General features: G+C 66.7%; 19 protein-coding genes. 10 read left to right on the top strand and 9 right to left on the bottom strand.

Features of this window, described 5'->3' with window-relative positions:
- The first annotated feature begins 12 nt into the window (after nucleotides 1-12).
- The 3 genes from trxB (at nucleotide 13) to QQX02_RS06115 (ending at nucleotide 3,740) form a co-directional block, all read left to right on the top strand.
- On the top strand, nucleotides 13-1,377 hold the full coding sequence (gene trxB, locus QQX02_RS06100; RefSeq protein ID WP_436968503.1) for a thioredoxin-disulfide reductase: 1,365 nt from the start codon (nucleotides 13-15) through the stop codon (nucleotides 1,375-1,377).
- A gap of 100 nt (nucleotides 1,378-1,477) precedes the next feature.
- On the top strand, nucleotides 1,478-2,779 hold the full coding sequence (locus tag QQX02_RS06110) for an aminotransferase-like domain-containing protein (RefSeq protein ID WP_301141904.1): 1,302 nt from the start codon (nucleotides 1,478-1,480) through the stop codon (nucleotides 2,777-2,779).
- Nucleotides 2,780-2,810: 31 nt separating this feature from the next.
- On the top strand, nucleotides 2,811-3,740 hold the full coding sequence (locus tag QQX02_RS06115; RefSeq protein ID WP_301141905.1) for a D-alanine--D-alanine ligase family protein: 930 nt from the start codon (nucleotides 2,811-2,813) through the stop codon (nucleotides 3,738-3,740).
- Between the two features lie 57 nt (nucleotides 3,741-3,797).
- Here QQX02_RS06115 and QQX02_RS06120 read toward each other — a convergent pair whose 3' ends face one another.
- The 8 genes from QQX02_RS06120 to rpmH form a co-directional block, all read right to left on the bottom strand.
- Nucleotides 3,798-4,847 carry a ParB/RepB/Spo0J family partition protein gene (locus QQX02_RS06120; RefSeq protein ID WP_301141906.1) on the bottom strand — a complete coding sequence of 350 codons (1,050 nt, stop codon included), beginning with the start codon at nucleotides 4,845-4,847 and terminating at the stop codon, nucleotides 3,798-3,800.
- Nucleotides 4,844-5,860, bottom strand: coding sequence for a ParA family protein (locus QQX02_RS06125; RefSeq protein WP_301141907.1), 1,017 nt, complete (start codon nucleotides 5,858-5,860; stop codon nucleotides 4,844-4,846). The genes QQX02_RS06120 and QQX02_RS06125 overlap by 4 nt, the downstream gene beginning before the upstream one ends.
- 197 nt (nucleotides 5,861-6,057) lie before the next feature.
- A complete protein-coding gene (gene rsmG / locus QQX02_RS06130) occupies nucleotides 6,058-6,654 on the bottom strand; it encodes a 16S rRNA (guanine(527)-N(7))-methyltransferase RsmG (protein ID WP_301141908.1) in 597 nt (198 codons plus the stop codon).
- 102 nt (nucleotides 6,655-6,756) lie between these two features.
- Complete coding sequence (locus QQX02_RS06135) at nucleotides 6,757-7,245, bottom strand: Jag family protein (protein WP_301141910.1); 489 nt, start codon at nucleotides 7,243-7,245, stop codon at nucleotides 6,757-6,759.
- The gene (yidC, locus tag QQX02_RS06140) at nucleotides 7,245-8,330 is read right to left on the bottom strand and encodes a membrane protein insertase YidC (RefSeq protein ID WP_301141912.1); all 1,086 of its coding nucleotides are present in this window, start codon (nucleotides 8,328-8,330) and stop codon (nucleotides 7,245-7,247) included. The genes QQX02_RS06135 and yidC overlap by 1 nt, the downstream gene beginning before the upstream one ends.
- Before the next feature lie 8 nt (nucleotides 8,331-8,338).
- Nucleotides 8,339-8,665 (bottom strand): membrane protein insertion efficiency factor YidD, encoded by a 327-nt coding sequence (yidD, locus tag QQX02_RS06145; protein WP_301141913.1) that lies wholly within the window; start codon nucleotides 8,663-8,665, stop codon nucleotides 8,339-8,341.
- Nucleotides 8,662-9,009 (bottom strand): ribonuclease P protein component, encoded by a 348-nt coding sequence (gene rnpA / locus QQX02_RS06150; protein WP_301141914.1) that lies wholly within the window; start codon nucleotides 9,007-9,009, stop codon nucleotides 8,662-8,664. The genes yidD and rnpA overlap by 4 nt, the downstream gene beginning before the upstream one ends.
- Before the next feature lies 1 nt (nucleotide 9,010).
- A complete protein-coding gene (gene rpmH, locus QQX02_RS06155; protein ID WP_062137792.1) occupies nucleotides 9,011-9,148 on the bottom strand; it encodes a 50S ribosomal protein L34 in 138 nt (45 codons plus the stop codon).
- A gap of 230 nt (nucleotides 9,149-9,378) precedes the next feature.
- Here rpmH and dnaA point away from each other — a divergent pair, with 230 nt between their 5' ends.
- The 7 genes from dnaA to gyrA all read left to right on the top strand — a co-directional run bounded on the left by dnaA (nucleotide 9,379) and on the right by gyrA (nucleotide 20,163).
- Nucleotides 9,379-10,776 (top strand): chromosomal replication initiator protein DnaA, encoded by a 1,398-nt coding sequence (gene dnaA / locus QQX02_RS06160; protein ID WP_301141915.1) that lies wholly within the window; start codon nucleotides 9,379-9,381, stop codon nucleotides 10,774-10,776.
- A gap of 424 nt (nucleotides 10,777-11,200) precedes the next feature.
- The gene (dnaN, locus tag QQX02_RS06165) at nucleotides 11,201-12,328 is read left to right on the top strand and encodes a DNA polymerase III subunit beta (RefSeq protein ID WP_301141917.1); all 1,128 of its coding nucleotides are present in this window, start codon (nucleotides 11,201-11,203) and stop codon (nucleotides 12,326-12,328) included.
- Between the two features lie 15 nt (nucleotides 12,329-12,343).
- Nucleotides 12,344-13,537: a DNA replication/repair protein RecF gene (recF, locus tag QQX02_RS06170; RefSeq protein ID WP_301141918.1), complete on the top strand. Its 1,194-nt coding sequence runs from the start codon at nucleotides 12,344-12,346 to the stop codon at nucleotides 13,535-13,537.
- Nucleotides 13,530-14,141 (top strand): DciA family protein, encoded by a 612-nt coding sequence (locus QQX02_RS06175; RefSeq protein ID WP_301141919.1) that lies wholly within the window; start codon nucleotides 13,530-13,532, stop codon nucleotides 14,139-14,141. Before recF ends, QQX02_RS06175 begins: the two co-directional genes overlap by 8 nt.
- Nucleotides 14,142-14,372: 231 nt before the next feature.
- Nucleotides 14,373-15,221: a DUF4190 domain-containing protein gene (locus QQX02_RS06180; protein ID WP_301141920.1), complete on the top strand. Its 849-nt coding sequence runs from the start codon at nucleotides 14,373-14,375 to the stop codon at nucleotides 15,219-15,221.
- 285 nt (nucleotides 15,222-15,506) lie between these two features.
- Entirely contained in the window at nucleotides 15,507-17,510 is a 2,004-nt protein-coding gene (gene gyrB / locus QQX02_RS06185) for a DNA topoisomerase (ATP-hydrolyzing) subunit B (RefSeq protein ID WP_301141922.1), read from the top strand.
- Nucleotides 17,511-17,556: 46 nt separating this feature from the next.
- Nucleotides 17,557-20,163: a DNA gyrase subunit A gene (gene gyrA / locus QQX02_RS06190; RefSeq protein ID WP_436968523.1), complete on the top strand. Its 2,607-nt coding sequence runs from the start codon at nucleotides 17,557-17,559 to the stop codon at nucleotides 20,161-20,163.
- Nucleotides 20,164-20,290: 127 nt separating this feature from the next.
- Here the strand turns inward: gyrA and QQX02_RS06195 are convergent, their stop codons facing one another.
- A complete protein-coding gene (locus QQX02_RS06195) occupies nucleotides 20,291-21,673 on the bottom strand; it encodes an MFS transporter (RefSeq protein WP_301141924.1) in 1,383 nt (460 codons plus the stop codon).
- Between the last annotated feature and the right edge of the window lie 46 nt (nucleotides 21,674-21,719).

A 21,719-nucleotide genomic window follows, 5' to 3' on the forward strand; every position in this document is an offset into this window, starting at 1 on the left:
TTATCAAGCCGGGTGCCGCAGGCGCCCGACCACTCAAGTGAAGGAAGCACCGTGAGCGACACCCGCACCGTCATCATCGTGGGCTCCGGCCCCGCCGGCTACACCGCCGCCATCTACGCCGCACGCGCCGGCCTGCAGCCGCTGGTCATCGCCGGTTCGATCACCGCCGGCGGCGCCCTCATGAACACCACCGAGGTCGAGAACTTCCCGGGCTTCGTGGACGGTGTGCAGGGACCTGAGCTCATGGAGACGCTGCAGGGCCAAGCGGAGCGATTCGGCGCCGAGGTGATGTTCGACGACGCCTCTGAGCTCCAGCTCGAGGGCCCCATCAAGACCGTGAAGACCGCGCTCGGCAAGGAGTTCACGGCGAAGGCCGTGATCCTCGCGACCGGCTCGGCGTACCGGGAGCTGGGGCTCGACGACGAGAAGCGACTGTCGGGCAAGGGCGTGAGCTGGTGCGCGACCTGCGACGGGTTCTTCTTCCGCGACCAGGAGGTCGTGGTCGTGGGCGGCGGCGACTCCGCGATGGAGGAGGCCACGTTCCTCACGCGATTCGCCTCGAAGGTCACCGTGGTCCACCGCCGCGGCGAGCTGCGCGCCTCCAAGATCATGGCCGACCGTGCCGTGAATGACCCCAAGATCGAGTTCGCCTGGCACTCTGAGGTCGCTGGTCTCGAGGGCGACGCGAAGCTGTCCGGCGTGCGTCTGCGCGACGTCAACACCGGCGAGGAGCGGACGGTCCCCGCGACCGGGCTGTTCGTGGCGATCGGGCACGTTCCGCGCTCCGAGCTGGTCACCGACGTCGTCGACACCGATGCCGAGGGCTACGTGCAGGTCATCGGCCGCACCACCGCGACCAACGTCGAGGGCGTGTTCGCCTGCGGCGACCTGGTCGACAACCGCTACCGCCAAGCGATCACCGCCGCCGGATCGGGCTGCGCGGCCGCCCTGGACGCCCAGCACTACCTGGACGCGCTCGCCGACCTCGAGTCGAACGAGTCCGAGGTGCCCGCCGCTGTGGTCACCGAAGAGGCTCCTGCAGGCGTGGTGCCCACGACCCCCGTCGCCGCGACCGAGGACACCTTCCAGGACGAGGTCATCAAGTCCGACGTCCCCGTCATCGTGGACTTCTGGGCGGAGTGGTGCGGCCCGTGCCGCGCCGTCGCCCCCATCCTGGACGAGCTCGCGGAGGAGTACGCGGGTCGCATCAAGATCGTCAAGGTCGACACCGATGCCAACCCGCAGCTCGCGATGGCGTACGGCGTGACGTCGATCCCCACGATGAACGTCTTCAAGGGCGGCGAGCTCATCCGCTCGGTCGTGGGCGCCAAGCCCAAGCCGGCCCTGAGCGCACTGTTCGACGAGGTGCTCGCCTAGCTCGTCAGCGCAGCAGAGGCCGGGTCCGCATGCGCGGCCCGGCCTCTGTGCATACTGAGACGCGTGCGCATCGGCCCGCGGCCATGAAAGACTTGCCAGCATGAACGCACCCGACGGCCCCGGCACGCGACTGGACCCCTGGTTCGACTCGTATGCCGCCCGTGCCCACGCGATGCGCGCGTCGGAGATCCGGGCACTGTTCTCCGTGGCCAACAGGCCCGAGGTGGTGTCACTGGCGGGTGGCATGCCGTACATCGGCGGGCTGCCGCTCGAGGAGATCGCCGAGATGACGCGGCGGCTGGTACTCGAGCAGGGCGAGGTCGCGCTGCAGTACGGATCCGGCCAGGGCGACGAGGGTCTGCGCGAGCACATCACGCAGGTGATGGCGCTCGAGGGCATCTCTGCGCATCCGGACGATGTGGTGGTCACCACGGGCTCCCAGCAGGCTCTGGACCTGGTCACCAAGATCTTCATCGATCCGGGCGACGTTGTGGTCGCCGAGGCCCCGTCGTACGTGGGCGCGCTCGGCGTCTTCCGCGCGCAGGAGGCAGACGTGGTGCATGTCGCCATGGATGCCGACGGGCTGGTCCCCGAGGCCCTCGAGGCGACGCTTGGCCGGCTGCGCTCCGAGGGTCGGAGGGTCAAGTTCCTCTACACGGTGCCGAACTATCACAACCCCGGTGGGGTGAGCCTGTCGCTCGAGCGACGTCCGCGCATCCTCGAGATCTGCCAGCGCTATGGCGTGCTGGTGCTCGAGGACAACCCCTACGGCCTGCTCGGGTTCGACCGCGAGCCGGTGCCCGCCCTGCGCTCGATGAGCGAGGAAGGCGTCATCTACCTGGGGTCATTCTCCAAGACGTTCGCTCCCGGCTACCGCGTCGGGTGGGCGGTGGCGCCGCACGCCGTGCGCGAGAAGCTGGTGCTCGCGTCCGAGGCCGCGATCCTGTGCCCCTCGAATGCCTCCCAGTTCGCGATCAAGGCGTACCTCGACCACGCCGACTGGCAGGGTCAGATCAAGAAGTTCCGCGAGCAGTACCGCGAGCGTCGCGACGCCATGATCTCGGCTCTCGAGGAGCACATCCCCGAGGCGTCGTGGAACGTTCCTGACGGCGGATTCTACGTCTGGGTCAAGCTTCCTCCGGGCCTGAACGCGAAGTCGATGCTTCCGCGCGCGGTCACCGAGCGCGTCGCGTACGTGCCCGGCACGGCGTTCTACTACGACGGCCAGGGCGCCGACCACATGCGGCTGTCCTATTGCTACCCCACGCCTGAACGCATCAAGGAAGGCGTGCGACGCCTGTCCACCGTGGTGGACGCCGAGCTCGAGACCGTCCGCATCTTCGGAACCGATGAGGGCGCGGGCGGCGACACCGTCGAGTTCCCGTCGCCCGACATCGCATGACTCCCACCGCACCCGACCTCAGGAGGCTCCCATGGACGTGCTGATTCTGGCAGGAGGCCTGTCCCACGAGCGCGACGTGTCGCTGCGTTCGGGTCGCCGGGTCGCGGAGATCCTTCGCGACCGGGGCGTCAAGGTCCAGGTTCAGGATGTCGACACTCGCCTGTTGGGAACACTATCGTCCCTGGCAGATGGGGTGGTGTGGCCGCTTCTTCACGGTTCCTCCGGGGAGGACGGATCGCTCCAAGCACTGCTCGAGCTGGCCGGTGTGCGGTACGTGGGGACCCGCTCCAAGGCCGCCAGGGTCGCGTGGGTGAAGCCGGTCGCCAAGGCCGTCTATGGCCGCGAGGGCGTCCTCACCCCCGACTTCGTCACGCTGCCGCAGTCGCTGTTCCGTGAGGTCGGCGCCGAACAGGTGATGGACGCCATCGTGGCGAGGTTCGGCCTGCCGCTCGCGGTCAAGCCGGCTCGGGGAGGCTCGGCGCTCGGGGTGTCTCTCGTCACGGACCGTTCCCAGCTGTCCCGCGCCATGGTGCACTGCTTCGCCTACGGCGACAACGCGATGATCGAGACCGCGGTGTCGGGCACCGAGGTCGCCGTTTCGGTCATCGGCACGGGGACAGACGCCACCGCACTGCCTCCGGTGGAGATCGTCTGCGACGGCCCGTACGACTACGACGCCCGCTACAACGCGGGCAGGGTCCAGTACTACACGCCGGCCAGGCTCGAGACGGCCGATGCGGCACGCGTCACCGAGGCGGCGCTCACCGTCCATCGCGTCATGGGCCTGCGGGACCTCTCCCGCGTCGACATGATCCTGGACCACGAGGGCCGGCCACAGGTGCTCGACGTCAACATCGCGCCCGGGATGACCGAGACGTCGCTGCTGCCACAGGCGGCCGTCGCCGATCCTCGCGACATCGGGGAGATCTACGAAGGGATCGTGCGAGCCGCGCTCGTGTAAGAGTCGTACTGCTGTGGAAGCTCGTGGCTCGGAGGCATCAGCGCTGGTAGAAACGGCTCACGCGTCGTCCTTGCCGCCCTGGAGGACGCCCGGATCCTGAGGGTCGAGCACGCCGACGATGCGGTTCAGATCCTCCACCGACGCGAAGTCGATGGTGATCTTGCCTCGGGCCTTGCCCAGCTGGATCTTGACACGGGTATCGAAGCGGTCGCCCAGCCGCGAGCCGAGCTCGTCGAGCGCGGCTGTACGGCCTCCGGCTCGCACCTGGCCGCGGGCGGGCTTGGGCTTGTCGACGCCCAGCGTCACCGCCTCTTCCGTCGCACGAACAGACAGGCCCTCCGCGACGATGCGCTGAGCAAGGGTCTCCATCTGCTCGGCATTCTCAAGCCCCAGGAGCGCACGAGCGTGGCCCGCGCTCAGCACACCAGCAGCCACGCGGCGCTGGACGAGCGGCGGGAGCCGCAGCAGCCGCAGAGTGTTGGTGATCTGCGGCCGTGAGCGGCTGATGCGTTCGGCCAGCTGCTCGTGGGTGATGCCGAAGTCGTCGAGCAGTTGCTGATAGGCGGCTGCCTCTTCCAGCGGGTTCAGCTGGCTGCGGTGAAGGTTCTCCACCAGCGCGTCGCGCAGCATGTCCGTGTCGACGGTGTCGCGCACGATTGCCGGGATGAGGTCGAGCCCGGCCTCCTTGGTCGCGCGCAGACGGCGCTCGCCCATGATGAGCTCATAGCCGGTGCCGTTCGGGTGAGGTCGCACCACGATCGGCTGCAGGACGCCGATCTCCTTGATCGACGCGATGAGCTCGGCCATGGCATCCGCGTCGAAGACGTCGCGGGGCTGGCGCGGGTTCGGCGTGACCGAGTGAGGGTCGATGCTCGCGAACCTCGCGCCCGGCACGGGGACCAGGTCCACGTCTTCGCGGGTACCGCTGGACTCGAAGAACACGTCGTGCGGGCGCTCCCGTGGAGTTCGCACACTGCCGTTGTCCGATACCGTGCCGTTCTCCTCAGCCAGGCCGTCGGACGACGGGCTGTCGTGATCCGTTCCGTCCGGCTCGCTGGGGATCAGGGCGCCGAGACCTCGACCGAGGCCGCGCTTGGGCTTGCTCACTGGTGCTCTCCTCTATGGGTGGCGGCGCCCCGAGCCGCAATCTCCCTCGCCACCGCGGTGTAAGCCACGGCGCCTGAGGAGTGGGGGTCGTGCGTGATGACTGTCTGACCGAAACTGGGAGCCTCAGAGACCCGCACGCTGCGCGGCACGGTGTGCTCGAGTGTCTCGTCGGGGAAATGGCTGCGCACCTCCGACGCCACCTCGCGGGCGAGGTTGGTGCGTCCATCGAACATGGTGAGCACGATCGTCGACACCACGATGTCGCGGTTCAGGTGCTTCTTCACCATCTCCACTGTCTTGATCAGCTGGGTCAGGCCCTCGAGCGCGTAGTACTCGCACTGAATCGGGATCAGCACCTCATGGGCCACCACCATCGCGTTGAGCGTCAGGAGGCCGAGGCTGGGTGGGCAGTCGATGAACACATAGTCGAGCTTCTTGCCGGGGCCGGCGAGGAGGTCATTGACGGCGCCGTGGAGCCGGAACTCCCGTCGCACGATCGACACCATCTCAATGTCCGCGCCAGCAAGATCGATGGTCGCAGGAACGCACCACAAGGTCGGCAGGTCAGGGCACCGCTGCGCGACGTTGGCCATGGGCTCGTCGTCGAGGAGGACCTCGTAGATCGAGGGAGTCCCCGATCGGTGGTCGACGCCTAGTGCAGTCGAGGCGTTTCCCTGCGGATCCGCGTCGATCACCAACACGTTCGCGCCCCTCTTCGCCAGAGCCGCCGCGATGTTGACGGTCGAGGTGGTCTTGCCCACCCCGCCCTTCTGGTTCGAGACGGCGATCACGCGCGTCTGGGGAGGGCGAGGGAAGTCCGACTTCTCGAGCTCGCGGCGCAGCCGCTCCGTGGCGATCAGTTCATTGGCCAGGGGGCTGCCCTCGTCGTGATCGAGGCCGGCCAACGCGTCGGTGGTTTCACGTGAAACGGTGGTGTCTTCCGCCGACCGCGCCGCCGGGCGAGCCGACAGCTCAGCGCCTAGTCCAGTGGCGCCAGTGGTGGGCTCTGTCACTGTTGTCCTTCCGCTTGTTTCACGTGAAACAGTCTCCGCTGGAACTGCACTCGCACGACTCTACCGGTTCGACCCGACCGCCGTCCCCTGTGGATGAACATGGGGGAGAACCTCGATTCCCCGTATGAACGGGGTGTGGATAACTTTGGGGATAGTTCTGACGAGCCCGGCCGGCGCCCCAGATTCGCCCCCATCCCTCACATGGTGCGCTGAAGCCTGACGACCGTCGTGGGGGCGAGATCTGGAAGGGTCGGCGCCGACTCGACCGACCCCACGAAGCCGAACTTGCGCAAGACGTACTTGGCGCGCTCCAGTTCCTCTGGCGCGCTCTGGCCCTTCAGGAGGGCCATCTCGCCGCCGTCCGCGAGCAACGGTGCACACCACTTGACCAGCTTGTCGATGGGAGCGACCGCACGCGCCGTGATGACGTCGGCCTCGACCACGTCCTGGACCTCTTCGGCCCGTCCCCGCACCACAGTGACGTTCTCAATCCCACAGTGCTCGGCCGCCTCGAAGAGCCAGGTCGTGCGGCGCTCCATGGGCTCGACGAGGACCACCCTCCGCTCGGGCAGCATCGCCGCGATCACGAGCCCCGGGAGTCCGGCGCCGGAGCCCACATCGACGATGGTCCCCTGGCCGAGGAAGGGCGCGACGGCCGCGGAGTTGAGGATGTGTCTCTCCCAGAGCCGCGTCAGCTCGCGCGGGCCGATGAGCCCACGCAGCACGCCTTGGTCTGCGAGCATGAGAGCGAAGCGCTCGACCCGAGGGTAGGCCTCGCCGAAGAAGTCACGCACGCCGTCACTTCCATGAAGCGGGTCCGATGCCAGATCTCCGCCTACGCCCTCGGGTACTCCGTCTTGCGTCACGATCCCGACCAATGTTTCACGTGAAACGCGTCACGCCTGCGGCGAGACGACGACGTGACGATCAGGGTCCTCGCCCTCCGACTCGGACACGAGTCCAGCCTCGAGGACCACGTCGTGCACCACCTTGCGCTCGAAAGCGTTCATCGCCGGCATGGCGACGCTCTCGCCGGTCTCCCTCACCTTCGCGATGGTCTCACGCGCCTGCTCCGCCAGCCGTTCGCGGCGGCCCGCACGGAAGTCGGCGATGTCGAGCATCAGGCGACTCATCTCACCGGTCTCGGACTGCACCGCCAGGCGAGCGAGGTCCTGGAGCGCGTCCAACACCTCTCCGTCCGGACCCACCAGACGCTTGAGGTCCTGGTGGGGACCTTCGGAGACCACGGCCACCTTGGCGCGGCCGGCTTCGACGGAGATGTCGATGTCACCGTCCATGTCGAGGATGTCGAGCAGCTCTTCGAGGAAGTCTGCTGCAGCATCACCCTCCGCCTCGAGACCGGAAGCGTTCTTCGATTCAGTCATCAGTCGTCCTTCTTCTCTGCATCACGTTCTGCTGCGTCGTCGGCGTCGTCCGGGGTTGCGGACTCATCACCGGCATCGCCGGGGGAGGGCTGGCGCGGAGCGCCCTTCTTGCGCTGCGAGCGAGGCGCACCCTTCTTGGGCTGCTGGCGCTGACGGGGCTCCTTGGTCGCCTCGATCGCGGTCACATCCTCGGAGGTGCTCTCGATGACCACGCCCTTCTTGCGGGCCTTGGCCTCCTTGCGCGCCTTCAGCGCCTTCTCCGCTTCGGACCCGGGTGTCGGATTGTTGCGGATTACGTAGAACTGCTGACCCATGGTCCACAGGTTCGTCGTGGTCCAGTAGATCAGCACACCCACGGGGAAGTTGGGCCCGGTGATCACGAAGATAAAGGGCAGCGCGTACATGAGGATCTTCTGCTGCTGGGCCATCGGCCCCTCGAGCGCCGAGGCAGGCATGTTCTTGCGCGTGAGCTGACGCTGGGTGAGGAAGGTCGTCGCCACCATCGCGATGATCAGCACCGCCGAGACGATCTTGACGGCGGTGTTATCCGAGGTCAGGAAGGTGTCCGACAGCTGCGCGCCGAAGATGGTCGCGTCGTGACCCTGCTCCGCAAGCTCGGGCGTCAGCCAGCCGATGCCCGAGTACGTCTGCTCAGAGGCCGGGAGGCTCGCGTCGTCGGGGTTCATCCGATAGTTGAGCACCCGGAACAGCGCGAAGAAGATGGGTGCCTGGACGAGGATGGGCAGGCACGAGGCGAACGGGTTCGTCTTGTGCTTGGAGTAGAGCTCCATGGTCTCGCGGCTCATGGCCTCGCGAGACGCCTGATCCTTCTTGCCCTTGTACTTGTTCTGCACCGCCTTGAGCTCCGGCGCGATCACCTGCATCGCTCGGGACGCCTTGATCTGCTTCACGAAGAGCGGGATCAGCAGGATGCGGATCAGCACGACGAGCCCCACGATGGACAGTGCCCACGTCCAGCCGCCGTCAGACGAGAGCCCGACGTTGGTCAGCAGCCAGTGGAAGCCCACCATGATGTTGGCCACGACCCACTCGAGCGGGTAGAGAAAGGAGAAGAAGCCGTCCACTGCGATCCTTACCTAGTGCTTGCCGACGCCGAGGCGTCTGATGAAGTCTTGTGCGATCCCCGCCGGAAGAGCGGAGCGCCCTTGGCGGGCACATCGTCAACGCCCCCGTGGCTCCAGGGGTTGCAGCGCAGCACTCGCCACGATGCGAGGACGAAGCCCCGCATCGCGCCATGCCGGCGCACCGCCTCGAGTCCGTAGTGGGAACAGGAGGGGTAGTACTTGCATCGCGGGCCGAGCAGGGGAGACACCGTCAGTTGATACAGACGAATGAGCCCGACGAGCAGCAGGCGTGGCAGCGATGCCACCGCCCTCGCGATCGTCTCGACTCTGCTCATACCGCGGAGAGCTTTCGCGACGCGGTGCCCACGGCGTCAGTCACATCGGCGCGAAGGCGCGCGAAATCGACTTCGGCGGAGCGCGGCAGAGCGCGGATCACCACGGCCGTGCCGTCAGGAAGAGTCGGCAGGAGCTCACGCATGATGGCGCGCAGGCGCCGCTTCACGCGGTTGCGGATCACGGCACCTCCCACGGCTTTAGAAACAGCGAAACCGGCGATGCTCTGAGCATTGCCGGTTTGCCTCATGTGCACGACGACGGTGGCCCGACCGCTCCGGGTGCCCAGACGCATCGCGGACGAGAAGTCCGCGGCGGCCGTCATCCGGGAGCGGGCCGGGAGCACCTTACGCCGACAGCTTGCCGCGGCCCTTACGGCGACGCGCGGTCAGAATCGATCGCCCGGCACGGGTGCGCATGCGCAGACGGAAGCCGTGCGTCTTGGCGCGCTTGCGGTTGTTCGGCTGAAAAGTCCGCTTGCTCACGGGTCACTCCACGGGAATATTGGGTACGGGCAGAAAGCGCACTAACGTTACGCGTCAGTGAGCGCAGGGTCAAGTCGCCGCACACGCATTGGATGCCCGGCCTGAACAGGATAGGCTCCACCAACACGGAGACCAACCCGGGCAGCGACACGCGCCGGCGAGGTAACGAATGGGTGACAGGCTCTCAACGTCCTGTGCACAACCATGTGGAGAAGCCGGAAGGAGAGTCGATGGCCACCCCACCCGGCGCCGAGTCCATGGATCAGGTCTGGGCCCGTACGCTCGACTCTCTTCGCCAGAGCGACGACGTCACCGCTCAGCATCGCTCCTTCATTCGGCTCATCAAGCCCCTCGCGATCGTCGAGGACAACGTCTTCCTCGCGGTGGCGGAGGACTTCACCAAGAACTACGTCGAGACGACCATTCGCGAGCTCCTCACTCGTGCGCTGTCGGACATGATCGGTCGCGAGGTGCGGATCGCCGTCACCGTCGACTCGTCTGTCAGTCCGCCGGAGCCGAGCACCCCGGTCGACGATGAACCGCCGCAGCGGCGCTCGAGTGGTCCCACGCGCACCGAGCCGGAACCCGCCTACGAGGATCCGCACCTCAACCCGCGCTATACCTTCGACACCTTCGTGATCGGCTCGTCGAATCGGTTCGCCCACGCAGCGGCTCTTGCTGTGGCCGAGTCACCTGGCAAGACGTACAACCCACTCTTCATCTACGGGGACTCTGGCCTGGGCAAGACCCACCTTCTCCATGCGATCGGCCACTACACCCGCCATCTGAAACCGCAGACGCGTGTGAGGTACGTGAACTCCGAGGAGTTCACCAACGACTTCATCAACTCGATCCGTGACGACCGTTCGCTGAGCTTCAAGCGCAACTACCGCGAGGTCGACGTCCTGCTCATCGATGACATCCAGTTCCTGCAGGGCAAGGAACAGACCCTCGAGGAGTTCTTCCACACCTTCAACGCGCTCCATAACGCCGGCAAGCATGTGGTGATCACCTCCGATGTCAGTCCGCGCAACCTCGACGGCATCGAGGAGCGCATGAGGACCCGCTTCGAGTGGGGCCTCATGACCGACGTGCAGCCCCCCGACCTCGAGACCCGCATCGCGATTCTTCGCAAGAAGGCGGCGGCCGACGACGTTCAGGCTCCTGGGGACGTGCTCGAGTACATCGCTTCCAACATCACGAGCAACATCCGCGAGCTCGAAGGAGCTCTCATCCGGGTCACGGCGTTCGCGGCGCTCAACAAGCAGCCGGTGGATCTCTCTCTTGCCCAGGTGGTGCTCAAGGATCTGATCTCGGACGACGACTCGGAGATCACGGCCTCGACCATCATCGGCATCACCGCCGACTACTTCGGCATCTCGATGGAAGAGCTCACCGGCACGAGCCGCAGCCGCGTGTATGTCACGGCACGTCAGATCGCCATGTACCTATGCCGCCAGCTCACTGATCTGTCCCTGCCAAAGATCGGCGAGAACTTCGGCGGCAAGGATCACACCACGGTGATGTACGCGGTCAAGAAGGTGGAAGACCAGATCGCGCAGCGGCGTCAGATGTACAACCAGGTCAACGAGATCCACGCGCGCATCAAGCAGCAGTCGCGTCGCTGACCGCTCCTTCGCACTGAACCGGCCTGCGCCATTCCGCGATTCTTGTCGTGCGCCTTATCACACCCTGCACACATGTGGATAACCCTGTGAGTAAAGGTGGACACAGGCCTGTCTCCACAGGGACAGAACTGTGAGTTTCGGGGACAGCCTGTGAATGAACGACGGTCCTCCACCGTCACGAATGACAAGAAGCACCCTGTCTCCCGAGTCGATGCACATGGCAACGATCGGATCTACCAGGGACGGGACAGGTTGTCCCCAGTTTCCACGTCCCCTATGACTACTACTCACTCTTGTCATGACGTGTGCACATGGAGGGCCTTCATTTCCACAACGCGCCGTTCGCTCTCGCGAGCTTTCCATCCGCTTGCCGTGTCGTCACTGTGGCGTAGTCTGTCCGTCAGTGACATCAAGGAGCACCTGAATGAAATTCACCGTCGATCGCGACGTGCTCGCCGACGCCGTCGCGTGGACCTCGCGCGCTCTGCCGGCGCGCCCCCCGGTCCCCGTCCTCGCCGGAGTACGCATCACGGCCGATGCGACCGGTGAGGTCACACTCGCCAGCTTCGACTACGAGGTCTCGGCCCGCGGCACCTTCGCCGCTGACGTCGATGACGCGGGCGAGGTGCTCGTCTCGGGCCGTCTCCTCAAGGAGATCGCCAACGCGCTGCCCCACAAGCCCGTCGACTTCGCACTCGAGGGAACCAAGGTCTCCGTGACCTGTGGCGCCTCGCGCTTCACGCTGGCCACCATGCCGGTTGATCAGTACCCCGCGCTTCCCGATCTCCCGGCCCAATCAGGAACGATCGACGGCACCGACTTCCAGCGCGCCGTCGCCCAGGTGACAGTCGCCGCGTCCAGGGACGAGACCCTGCCGATCCTCACCGGCGTGAGGGTCGAGATCGAGGGCTCCCACATCTCGCTGCTGGCCACCGATCGCTACCGTCTCGCGCTGCGGGAGATGTCGTGGAAGCCCTCCGCCTCTGACGCATCGGCCGTCGCGCTGGTGCGTGCTCGCACGCTGAACGACACCGCGAAGGCTCTCGGCGCAGGCGACGTCACTGTCGCCCTCAGCTCGGGCACCGGCGTGGACCTCATCGGCTTCGAGGCCGCAGGCCTCACCACCACGTCGCTGCTCATGGATGGTGACTACCCGCAGGTACGTCGCCTGTTCCCGGACGAGAGCCCCGTCACCGCGGTGGTCAAGACCACTGAGCTGATCGAGGCGACACGTCGCGTGTCGCTCGTCGCTGAGCGCAACTCCTCCGTTCGACTCGCCTTCGCCGAGGGGGAGGTCACGCTCGACGCCGGCCAGAGCGACGACGCTCAGGCGTCCGAAGCGCTCGAGTGCCAGCTCGAGGGCGACGCCATCACGGTGGCCTTCAACCCTCAGTACCTGCTCGATGGCCTCGGTGCGCTGTCGACGGAGTACGTGCGGCTCGGTTTCACACAGGACACCAAGCCGGTGGAGTTCGTGGGCCTCACCGCACCCGGCGGAGAGCTCGCCTCCGACTTCCGCTATCTGCTGGTGCCCATTCGCATCCAGTCGTGACACTGCAGACGTAGCGTGCGCGTCACCCACCTGCACCTGACGGACTTCCGTTCCTACGCGGAGCAGGAGATCGAGTTCGGCCCGCGTGTGACCACGCTGGTAGGGCACAACGGTCAGGGCAAGACCAACGTGGTCGAGGCGGTCCGGTACCTGTCGAATCTGTCCTCTCACCGTGTCGCGGCCGACGCCCCGCTGGTCCGGCAGGGTGCGGAACGTGCGGTGGTGCGTGCCCGGGTCGAGAAGTCCGGCCGGTCGCTGGCCATCGAGGTGACGCTCAACCAGGGCCGCGCCAACTCGGCTCGGCTGGGGCGATCGCAGGCCAAGCCACGCGACCTGCTCGGCGTGCTGCGGACCGTCGTCTTCGCACCGGAGGACCTCGCGCTCGTCAAGGGAGATCCCTCAGGCCGACGCCTCTTCATGGACGAGCTGTGCGTGGCCCTCCAGCCCGCCATCGCCGGCGACCACTCCGATTACGATCGTGTGCTGCGTCAGCGATCGTCGATGCTGAAGACAGCGAAGAATGCTCGCGGCGATCTGACGATGCTCGACATCTGGGACGAGAAGCTGGCAGATCTCGGCGGCCGCATCATGGCGGCGCGACTCCGGGCCGTGCGCCTCCTCGCTCCGCACGTCGCCGCAGCCTATGAAGCCGTCGCCCCCGGGGGCGGTGACTGCCGCGTCTCGTACGTGACCGGGCTTGCGGACGCCGACGGCTATGCGGCCGATGCGTCGGCGGCGGATCTCGGTGCGGTGCTTCTCGCACGGCTTCAGGAGGTGCGACCCAAGGAGATCGAGCGCGGCGTCACCATCGCGGGGCCTCACCGGGACGATCTGGACATCGCGCTCGGGACCATGCCGGCCAAGGGATATGCGAGCCACGGTGAGTCGTGGTCATGCGCCCTCGCGCTCCGTCTGGGATCGTATGAGCTCCTCACCAGGGACGATGGTCCGGATGCGGACGAGGACGGCGAACCGGTGCTGATTCTCGATGACGTTTTCGCCGAACTCGACACCGGCCGTCGCGCCGCTCTCGCCGCCCGTCTGACGGAGGCGAGTCAGGTGCTGATCACCGCCGCCGTCGCGGAGGACGTGCCCGAGGCCCTGCGCGGAGAGGTGCTGCGGGTCATCGACGGAACCGTGGTGAGGGACGACGCGGGCGTGAAGGATCCGGGGAACGACTCCAGTGATGGGGTCGAGAGCGATGACTGAGCGTCAGCGCCCTGAGGATCCCGAGGTCCGCGCCGGCGCTGGCGAGCCGCACGATGAGGCCGCTGAGGACGCGTCGCCTGAGGCAGCCGACAGCGCCGGCGTTTCGAGCTCGCCCCATGACCTGGCGAAGGCGGCGATGGAGCGAGCCCGCGCATCGGCCCGCCTGAGAGGCGCCTACCGCTCCAGCCCCAAGGCGGGCCGGCGTCAGCGTGAGCAGAAGCGGCGCTCATCGCGCCCGTTCGCTCCCGGGCGGGATCCGGCAGCGATGTCGGAGGCGGTCGACGCGCTGCTGCGGCGCATGGGATGGACCGAGCAGATCGAGGTCTCCGGCGTCACGGCGCGGTGGCGCGAGGTCGTCGGCGACCAGATCGCCGACCACTGCGAGCCGCTGACCTTCGAGGAAGGCGTCCTGACGGTGAAGGCCAGTTCCACCGCGTGGGCCACGCAGCTGGGCATCATGTCAGGCCAGATCCGCCACCGCATCAACGAGGAGTTCGGCCGCGACATCGTGCGCGAACTCAAGGTCTCGGGACCCACCACTCGCTCCTGGACGCGGGGTCAGCGGACCGTCCGCGGACGCGGTCCGCGCGACACGTACGGGTAACCGCGCAGGTAGAGCTGGGTCCGGGGGCCCAGGCGTTGTCGGACGCCGTTGCTAGGGTGAGCGCCACAGGCCGCCCTCTCGTCCATGAGTGGTGACGGAGTGCTGTCGCATGACCACTCCGCACTCGCGTGGACGCGACCTCTCTTGAGGGGCCTGACTTGGTGTGCGTGAGCGCGCGCGCCGTTCTAGCTGAGGAGCAGAGAAAGTATGTCCGAACACAACGTTCCACCCATGGCGGTTCCTCCGCCCACCCACGTCCCCGAGCCCCAGAAGAAGGGCTTCGCGATCACGGCTCTCGTGCTCGGCATCGTCGCGATCCTTGGATCGTGGATTCCGTTCCTGTCGATCGGCTCCGCCCTGATCGGAGCGATCGGCCTGGTGTTCGGCATCATCGCCGTCGTCAAGGCGTTCAAGGGCACCGCCGGTGGAAAGGTGATGGCGATCATCGGATCCGTCTTGTCCGGTCTCGCCATCATCTTTGCGATCGTCTCGACTGCCGCCGGCGTCGCGGCCGTCGACGGAGCCATTGACGAAGTTGACGAAGAGTTCGCTGCCGAGCTGTCCCCGGAGCCTGCCACGGACGCCTCGGACGAACCGGCCGAGGGCACCAACGAGGAGGACGAGGAAGTCGCGGACGAGCCAGAAGGTTCTCCGGAAGGCACCCGCGACAATCCGTTCCCGGCAGGATCAGTTCTCACGAACGACGAGGTCGAGGTGACCCTCGGAACAGCGAACTGGGCTGCCGACGAGACCGTCGCCAGCGAGAACCAGTTCAACGACCCTGCTGCCGACGGAAGCACCTTCGTGATCCTCCCTGTGACGATCACGAACGTCGCTTCATCCGAGCCTGTGACACCGTGGCTCGAACTGACGGTCTTCTACGTCGCCCCCGATGGCCGTTCGTTCCAGGAGGCGTCAGCCGTGATCCCAGAGGACGTGATGGACATCGATGATCTGTACGAGGGGGGCACGGGATCGGGCAACTTGCTCTACGAGATCCCCAGTGAGGTGCAGGAAGGCGGAGTGTGGGGAGTCGAGATGGGCTGGTTCTCTGACACGGTCTTCGTCGAAGCGACGTAGTTCCACACGTCTCTTTGCGGCTGGGGCCGGCGACTTCCGAGGAAGTCGCCGGCCCCTCGCATTGGCGCCTTGGACGCCGTCCGCGGACGCGGTCCGCGCGGCACCTACGGGTAGTCAGCGGCCCCTCTGAACCCGACCCGTTGACGTGTCACGCGTATTGGCCAGTCACGACTTCCCCACAAGTGGCATCCACACGCGAAATTTCGGCCCTAGAACCGTCTAGAATGGTCACCAGTACGTCGCGAGCCGTCCGTGCCCGCGTGAACCGCTTGAAAGGCGAAATCTGTGGCCCAGAACGACGCGCCCGTGGCGCAGCCTGCGTACGGTGCTGCGAACATCACCGTCCTGGAGGGCCTCGAGGCCGTCCGCAAGCGCCCGGGCATGTACATCGGCTCCACAGGAGAGCGTGGTCTCCACCACCTGGTCTACGAAGTCGTGGACAACTCGGTGGACGAGGCGCTCGCCGGCCACTGCGACACGATCACCGTGACGCTCATGCAGGACGGCGGAGTGCGCGTCACCGACAACGGCCGTGGCATCCCCGTCGACATCCACCCCACGGAGCACAAGCCCACGGTCGAGGTCGTCATGACGATCCTCCACGCGGGCGGCAAGTTCGGCGGTGGTGGCTACGCGGTCTCGGGTGGTCTGCACGGCGTGGGCATCTCGGTCGTGAATGCGCTGTCCGCTCGCGTCGAGACTGTCGTCAAGCGCCAGGGCAACGTGTGGACGCAGGTGTTCGCTGACGGCGGCAAGCCCCAGGGCACGCTCGAGATGGGCGAGCCCACCGACGAGACGGGCACGCAGCAGACGTTCTGGGCGGACCCCGAGATCTTCGAGACCACGGTCTACGACTTCGAGACGCTGCGCGCACGGTTCCAGCAGATGGCCTTCCTCAACAAGGGCCTGACGATCTCGCTCACGGACGAGCGGCCGGAGCACATCGCCGCGGACTCCGACCCGGATGCGGACGAACACCCCACGTCGCGCGTCGTGACCTACAAGTACGACGGCGGGCTCGTCGACTACGTGACTCACCTCAACGACACGAAGAAGTCGGAGCGGGTGCACGCCGAGGTCATCTCGCTCGAGGCAGAGGACGTCGAGAAGAAGATCGCGCTCGAGCTCGCGATGCAGTGGACCAATGGCTATTCGGAGTCGGTCTTCACCTACGCGAACACGATCGCGACCACCGAGGGCGGTGCACACGAAGAGGGCTTCCGTGCGGCGCTCACGTCGCTGGTGAACCGGTACGCGCGTGACAAGTCGCTCCTCAAGGACAAGGACGAGAACCTCACGGGCGACGACGTGCGCGAGGGCCTCACCGCAGTGCTGTCCGTGAAACTCGGCGAGCCGCAGTTCGAGGGTCAGACCAAGACCAAGCTCGGCAACACCGAGGCGAAGACGTTCGTCCAGAAGATCGTGGGCGAGAAGCTCACGGACTGGTTCGACGCCCACCCGCAGGACGCCAAGGAGATCATCCGCAAGGCGATGCAGGCGTCGCAGGCTCGGCTCGCCGCGCGCAAGGCCCGTGAGGCCACGCGCCGCAAGGGCCTGCTCGAATCGGGCGGCATGCCTGGCAAGCTGCGCGACTGCTCGTCGAAGGACCCGAGCATCTCCGAGATCTTCCTGGTCGAGGGTGACTCGGCCGGCGGTTCCGCGGTGCGAGGCCGCAACCCGGCAACACAGGCGATCCTGCCGCTGCGCGGCAAGGTGCTGAACGTCGAGCGCGCTCGCCTCGACAAGGCGCTGGCGAACACGGAGATCCAGGCGCTGTTCACGGCCTTCGGCTCGGGCATCGGCGACGAGTTCGACCTCGACAAGTCGAGGTATCACAAGATCGTGCTGATGGCCGACGCCGACGTCGACGGCCAGCACATCCGGACCCTGCTGCTGACGGTGCTGTTCCGGTACATGCGGCCGCTCATCGAGGCCGGTTATGTGTACCTCGCACAGCCGCCGCTGTACAAGCTCAAGTGGTCCAACTCGGATCACCAGTACGTGTTCACGGATCGCGAGCGGGACGCCCTGCTCAAGGAGGGCCTCGCCGCAGGCCACAAGATCCCGAAGGACAACGGCATCCAGCGATACAAGGGTCTGGGCGAGATGGACTACTCGGAGCTGTGGGAGACCACGATGAACCCCGAGACCCGCACGCTGCTTCAGATCACCATGGACGACGCCGCTCTCGCGGACGAGACCTTCTCCATCTTGATGGGTGAGGACGTCGAGTCGCGACGCAACTTCATCCAGCGCAACGCGAAGGACGTGAGGTTCCTTGACATCTGAGATCCACAACCATGGCCGCATCGACAAGGTCGACCTCAATGTGGAGATGCAGCAGTCGTACCTCGACTATGCGATGTCCGTCATCGTGGGCCGCGCGCTGCCGGACGTCCGCGATGGGTTGAAGCCCGTCCACCGTCGAGTCATCTACGCGATGTACGACGGCGGCTACCGCCCCGACCGCGCGTTCTCCAAGTGCACCCGCATCATCGGCGAGGTGATGGGCAACTATCACCCCCACGGTGACAGTGCCGTTTACGACACCTTGGTCCGGATGGTCCAGGACTGGTCGCTCCGCTACCCACTGGCCGACGGCCAGGGAAACTTCGGCTCGCCCGGAAACGATCCCGCCGCCGCGCACCGGTACACCGAGGCCCGCATGGCGCAGATCGCCATGGAGATGGTGCGCGACATCGACGAGGACACCGTCGACTTCCAGGACAACTACGACGGCCGGACGCAGGAGCCAGCGGTGCTTCCCGCGCGCTTCCCGAACCTGCTCGCGAACGGCTCCTCCGGCATCGCCGTCGGCATGGCTACCAACATCCCGCCGCACAACCTGCGTGAAGTCGCTGCTGGCGTGCAGTGGCACCTCGACAACCCGGATGCGACCAAGGAAGAGCTGCAGGACGCGCTCATCGCCCGCATCCAGGGACCCGACTTCCCCACGGGCGCCATCATTCTGGGCCGCCGCGGGATCGAGGACGCGTACCGCACGGGTCGTGGCTCGATCACGATGCGCTCGGTCGTCACGGTCGAGGAGCTCCAGGGCCGCCAGTGCCTGGTGGTCACCGAGCTTCCGTACCAGGTGAATTACGACAACCTCGCGCTCAAGATCGCGGAGCTCGTCAAGGAGGGCAAGATCGGCGGCATCGCGGACATCCGCGATGAGACGTCAGGCCGCACCGGGCAGCGACTGGTGATCGTGCTCAAGCGCGACGCCGTCGCGAAGGTGGTGCTGAACAACCTCTACAAGCACACTCAGCTGCAGGACACCTTCGGCGCCAACATGGTCGCCCTGGTGGACGGCGTCCCGCGCACGCTCAGCATCGACGCCTTCGTCCGGCACTGGGTCACGCACCAGATCGAGGTCATCCAGCGCCGCACCGCATACCGCTTGGCCAAGGCCGAGCGCGAGGCCCACGTCCTGCGCGGCTACGTCAAGGCTCTTGACCTCCTCGACGAGGTCATCGCACTGATCCGGCGCTCGCCCAATGTTGATGAGGCGCGCACGGGTCTGATGGAGCTCCTGGACGTCGACGAGGTGCAGGCGAACGCGATCCTCAACCTCCAGCTGCGTCGCCTGGCCGCTCTCGAGCGCCAGAAGATCGAGGCCGAGTACGAGGGCCTGATGGCTCAGATCAAGGACCTCACCGACATCCTCGGGAGCGAGCCCCGTCAGCGGACGATCATCGCGGACGAGCTCGCCGAGGTGGTGCGCAAGTACGGTGACGCGCGCCGCACCGAGATCAGCCCCTTCGACGGCTCCGTGGACATCGAAGACCTGATCGCCGAGGAAGAGGTGGTCGTCACGATCACCCGCAGCGGCTATGCGAAGCGCACTCGTTCCGACCAGTACCGGGCGCAGAAGCGCGGCGGCAAGGGTGTGCGCGGCGCGACTCTGCGCAGCGACGACATGATCGACCAGTTCTTCGTCACCACCACGCACCACTGGCTGTTGTTCTTCACCAACCTGGGTCGCGTGTACCGGGCCAAGGGTTACGAACTGCCCGAGGGCGGACGCGACTCGAAGGGTCAGCACGTCGCCAACCTGCTGGCCTTCCAGCCGGGAGAGCAGATCGCACAGGTGCTCGACCTCAAGTCGTACGACGACAAGCCCTACCTGGTGCTAGCCACCAAGCGCGGCCTCGTCAAGAAGACGGACCTCACTGCCTACGACTCGAACCGCACGGGCGGGCTCATCGCCGTAAACCTGCGCGACGTCGAGTCGGAGGACGGCGAGATCCGCCCCGACGAGCTCGTGGCCGCACGCCTGGTCGGCCCTGATGACGACCTGATGCTCGTGTCACGCAAGGGACAGTCGGTGCGCTTCCATGCCACCGACGACGAGCTGCGCCCCATGGGTCGCGCGACGTCTGGCGTCAAGGGCATGAGCTTCCGTGGCGACGACGAGCTGCTGGCGATGGACGTCATCGATGCGTCGGTCCCCGATGCGGAGGACCTGGGCGTCTCGGACGAGTCCGACGAGGCGGCCGCGGCCGCTGCGGCCGATGCAGCAGCCGCCGCCGGGGGCCCGTTCTCCTTCGTCGTCACTGAGCACGGCTTCGCCAAGCGCACCGCCGTCTCGGCATGGACGCCCAAGCACCGTGGCGGCCTGGGGGTGAAGGTCGCGACCCTCACGGAGGAGCGCGGCGACCTCGTGGGCGCGCTGCTCGTCGACGACAACGACGAGGTGCTGGTGATCATGGAGTCCGGCAAGGTGGTCCGGTCCCGTGTGGACCAGGTCCCCGCCAAGGGCAAGAACACGATGGGCGTGACCTTCGCTAAGCCCGCCAAGGGCGACGTGATCATCGGCGTGGCCCGCAATGTCGAGCGCAAGGTCGAAGAGGAGATCGAGGAGGCCGAGGGCGAGAACCCGGTTGCCCCGACCACTGAATCTGCCCCGGACGCCCCCACCCCCGCATCGGCCGACTGACCGCGCACCTGTCCGGCACTCATTGACCCCTACGCGGGTTCGGTGACTCCTGTCCGGCACTCATTGACAGTGAGTGCCGGACAGGAAGCCGCGAGCTCCCCTAGGCGACAGCGAGTGCCGGACAGGGTCAGGCGGGCTCGACCGCTCCGCGATCCGCCGGCGTGCGGACGAACAGCATGAGCACCATGCCGGCCAGCACCACGGAGATGACGCCGAGCGTCCCCCAGATGGTCGCCCCGAAGAGGGTGATGAACAGGGCCCACATCCCGGGCGCGAGGAATGATGCGGCGCGCCCGGTGGTCGCGTAGAGGCCGAACATCTCGGCCTCGCGACCGGCAGGCGACACCCGGGCGAGCAGCGACCGGGACGCGGCCTGCGCCGGTCCCACCATGCCGGACAGCAGCAGCCCGCACACCCAGAACACGATCGGGCCCACGCCATGGAGCGCCACGATCACCACGCCCGCGGCCACGATGACGCCCAACGCGACCAGGATGACTCGGCGCGGACCCAGGCGGTCGTCGAACCTGCCCGCGATGATCGTCGATACGCCGGCCACGAGGTTCGCGGCGATGCCGAACAGGATGACCTGACTGTCCGAGAACCCGAAGGCCACGGCGGCAATGATCGCGCCGAAGGTGAAGACGCCCGCGAGCCCATCGCGATAGACGGCCGATGCGAGCAGGAACCACAGCGTGGAACGCGCCTCGTTCCACAGGCGGCGGAGGTCTGCCACCAGGATCGCGTATCCCTTGACGATGCTGACGGTCGGCCGCTTGCGCACCTGCGTCTCGGGAACGTACCGGAACAGTGGCCACGCGAAGACGAGCGTCCACACCGCGCACCCCACCGCGATCAGCCGGTACGCCATGCCGTTCGAGGTGTCCATGCCGAACCACTCGAAGGTGTCGAGCAGCACCACGAACACGAGCGCGACGATGCCGCCCATGTACCCCAGTCCCCACCCCAGGCCGGAGACGCGGCCCATGGTGCGGGGCGTCGAGACCTGGACCATCATCGCGTAGTAGTTCACGTTGGCGATCTCGGCCACGATCGATCCCAAGGCGATGAGCCCCACGCCAAGCCAGAACGCATCGGGGGTCGCCTCGACGAAGTACAGGCCGCCGACGCAGGCGACGAGCACCAGTGTCATCACGCCCAGCCAGGACTTGCGCTTGCCGGACGCATCGGCGCGCTGGCCCAGCACGGGGGCCAGGAGAGCGACGAGGATGCCCGCGGCAGTGATGCCCCAGCCGAGGCTTGACGCCAGGTTGTCGATCGCGGCCGAGTACGCGGGGTCGTCCTCGCCGAGCGCGGCGATGGCCGGGTCGATGAAGCTGTCGGAGGTCAAGTAGAGGGCAGTGAAGACGAACGTGATGATGACGGAGTTGAACGGTTGCGTCGCCCAGTCCCACAGTGCCCACGCCCACACCTGTTTGCGAGGCACGCGGTCGGAGTCGGGGAAGCCGGGCGCGTCGGCGATCGAGGGCAGCACGTCGTCGTTGCTCATGCGCTCAGTGTGCCCGCGCCTGATGAACGGACGGTGACGGGCGCGC

The sequence above is a fragment of the Demequina muriae genome, assembly GCF_030418295.1.
Classification (GTDB): Bacteria; Actinomycetota; Actinomycetes; order Actinomycetales; family Demequinaceae; genus Demequina; species Demequina muriae.

Coding starts and splice junctions, on each gene's coding strand:
- QQX02_RS06115 (WP_301141905.1), top strand. CDS start 2,811: ATGGACGTGCTGATTCTGGCAGGAGGCCTGTCCCACGAGCGCGACGTG.
- dnaA (WP_301141915.1), top strand. CDS start 9,379: ATGGCCACCCCACCCGGCGCCGAGTCCATGGATCAGGTCTGGGCCCGT.
- QQX02_RS06135 (WP_301141910.1), bottom strand. CDS start 7,245: ATGACTGAATCGAAGAACGCTTCCGGTCTCGAGGCGGAGGGTGATGCT.
- QQX02_RS06175 (WP_301141919.1), top strand. CDS start 13,530: ATGACTGAGCGTCAGCGCCCTGAGGATCCCGAGGTCCGCGCCGGCGCT.
- dnaN (WP_301141917.1), top strand. CDS start 11,201: ATGAAATTCACCGTCGATCGCGACGTGCTCGCCGACGCCGTCGCGTGG.
- QQX02_RS06180 (WP_301141920.1), top strand. CDS start 14,373: ATGGCGGTTCCTCCGCCCACCCACGTCCCCGAGCCCCAGAAGAAGGGC.
- QQX02_RS06195 (WP_301141924.1), bottom strand. CDS start 21,673: ATGAGCAACGACGACGTGCTGCCCTCGATCGCCGACGCGCCCGGCTTC.
- QQX02_RS06110 (WP_301141904.1), top strand. CDS start 1,478: ATGAACGCACCCGACGGCCCCGGCACGCGACTGGACCCCTGGTTCGAC.
- gyrA (WP_436968523.1), top strand. CDS start 17,557: ATGCAGCAGTCGTACCTCGACTATGCGATGTCCGTCATCGTGGGCCGC.
- yidD (WP_301141913.1), bottom strand. CDS start 8,665: ATGAGCAGAGTCGAGACGATCGCGAGGGCGGTGGCATCGCTGCCACGC.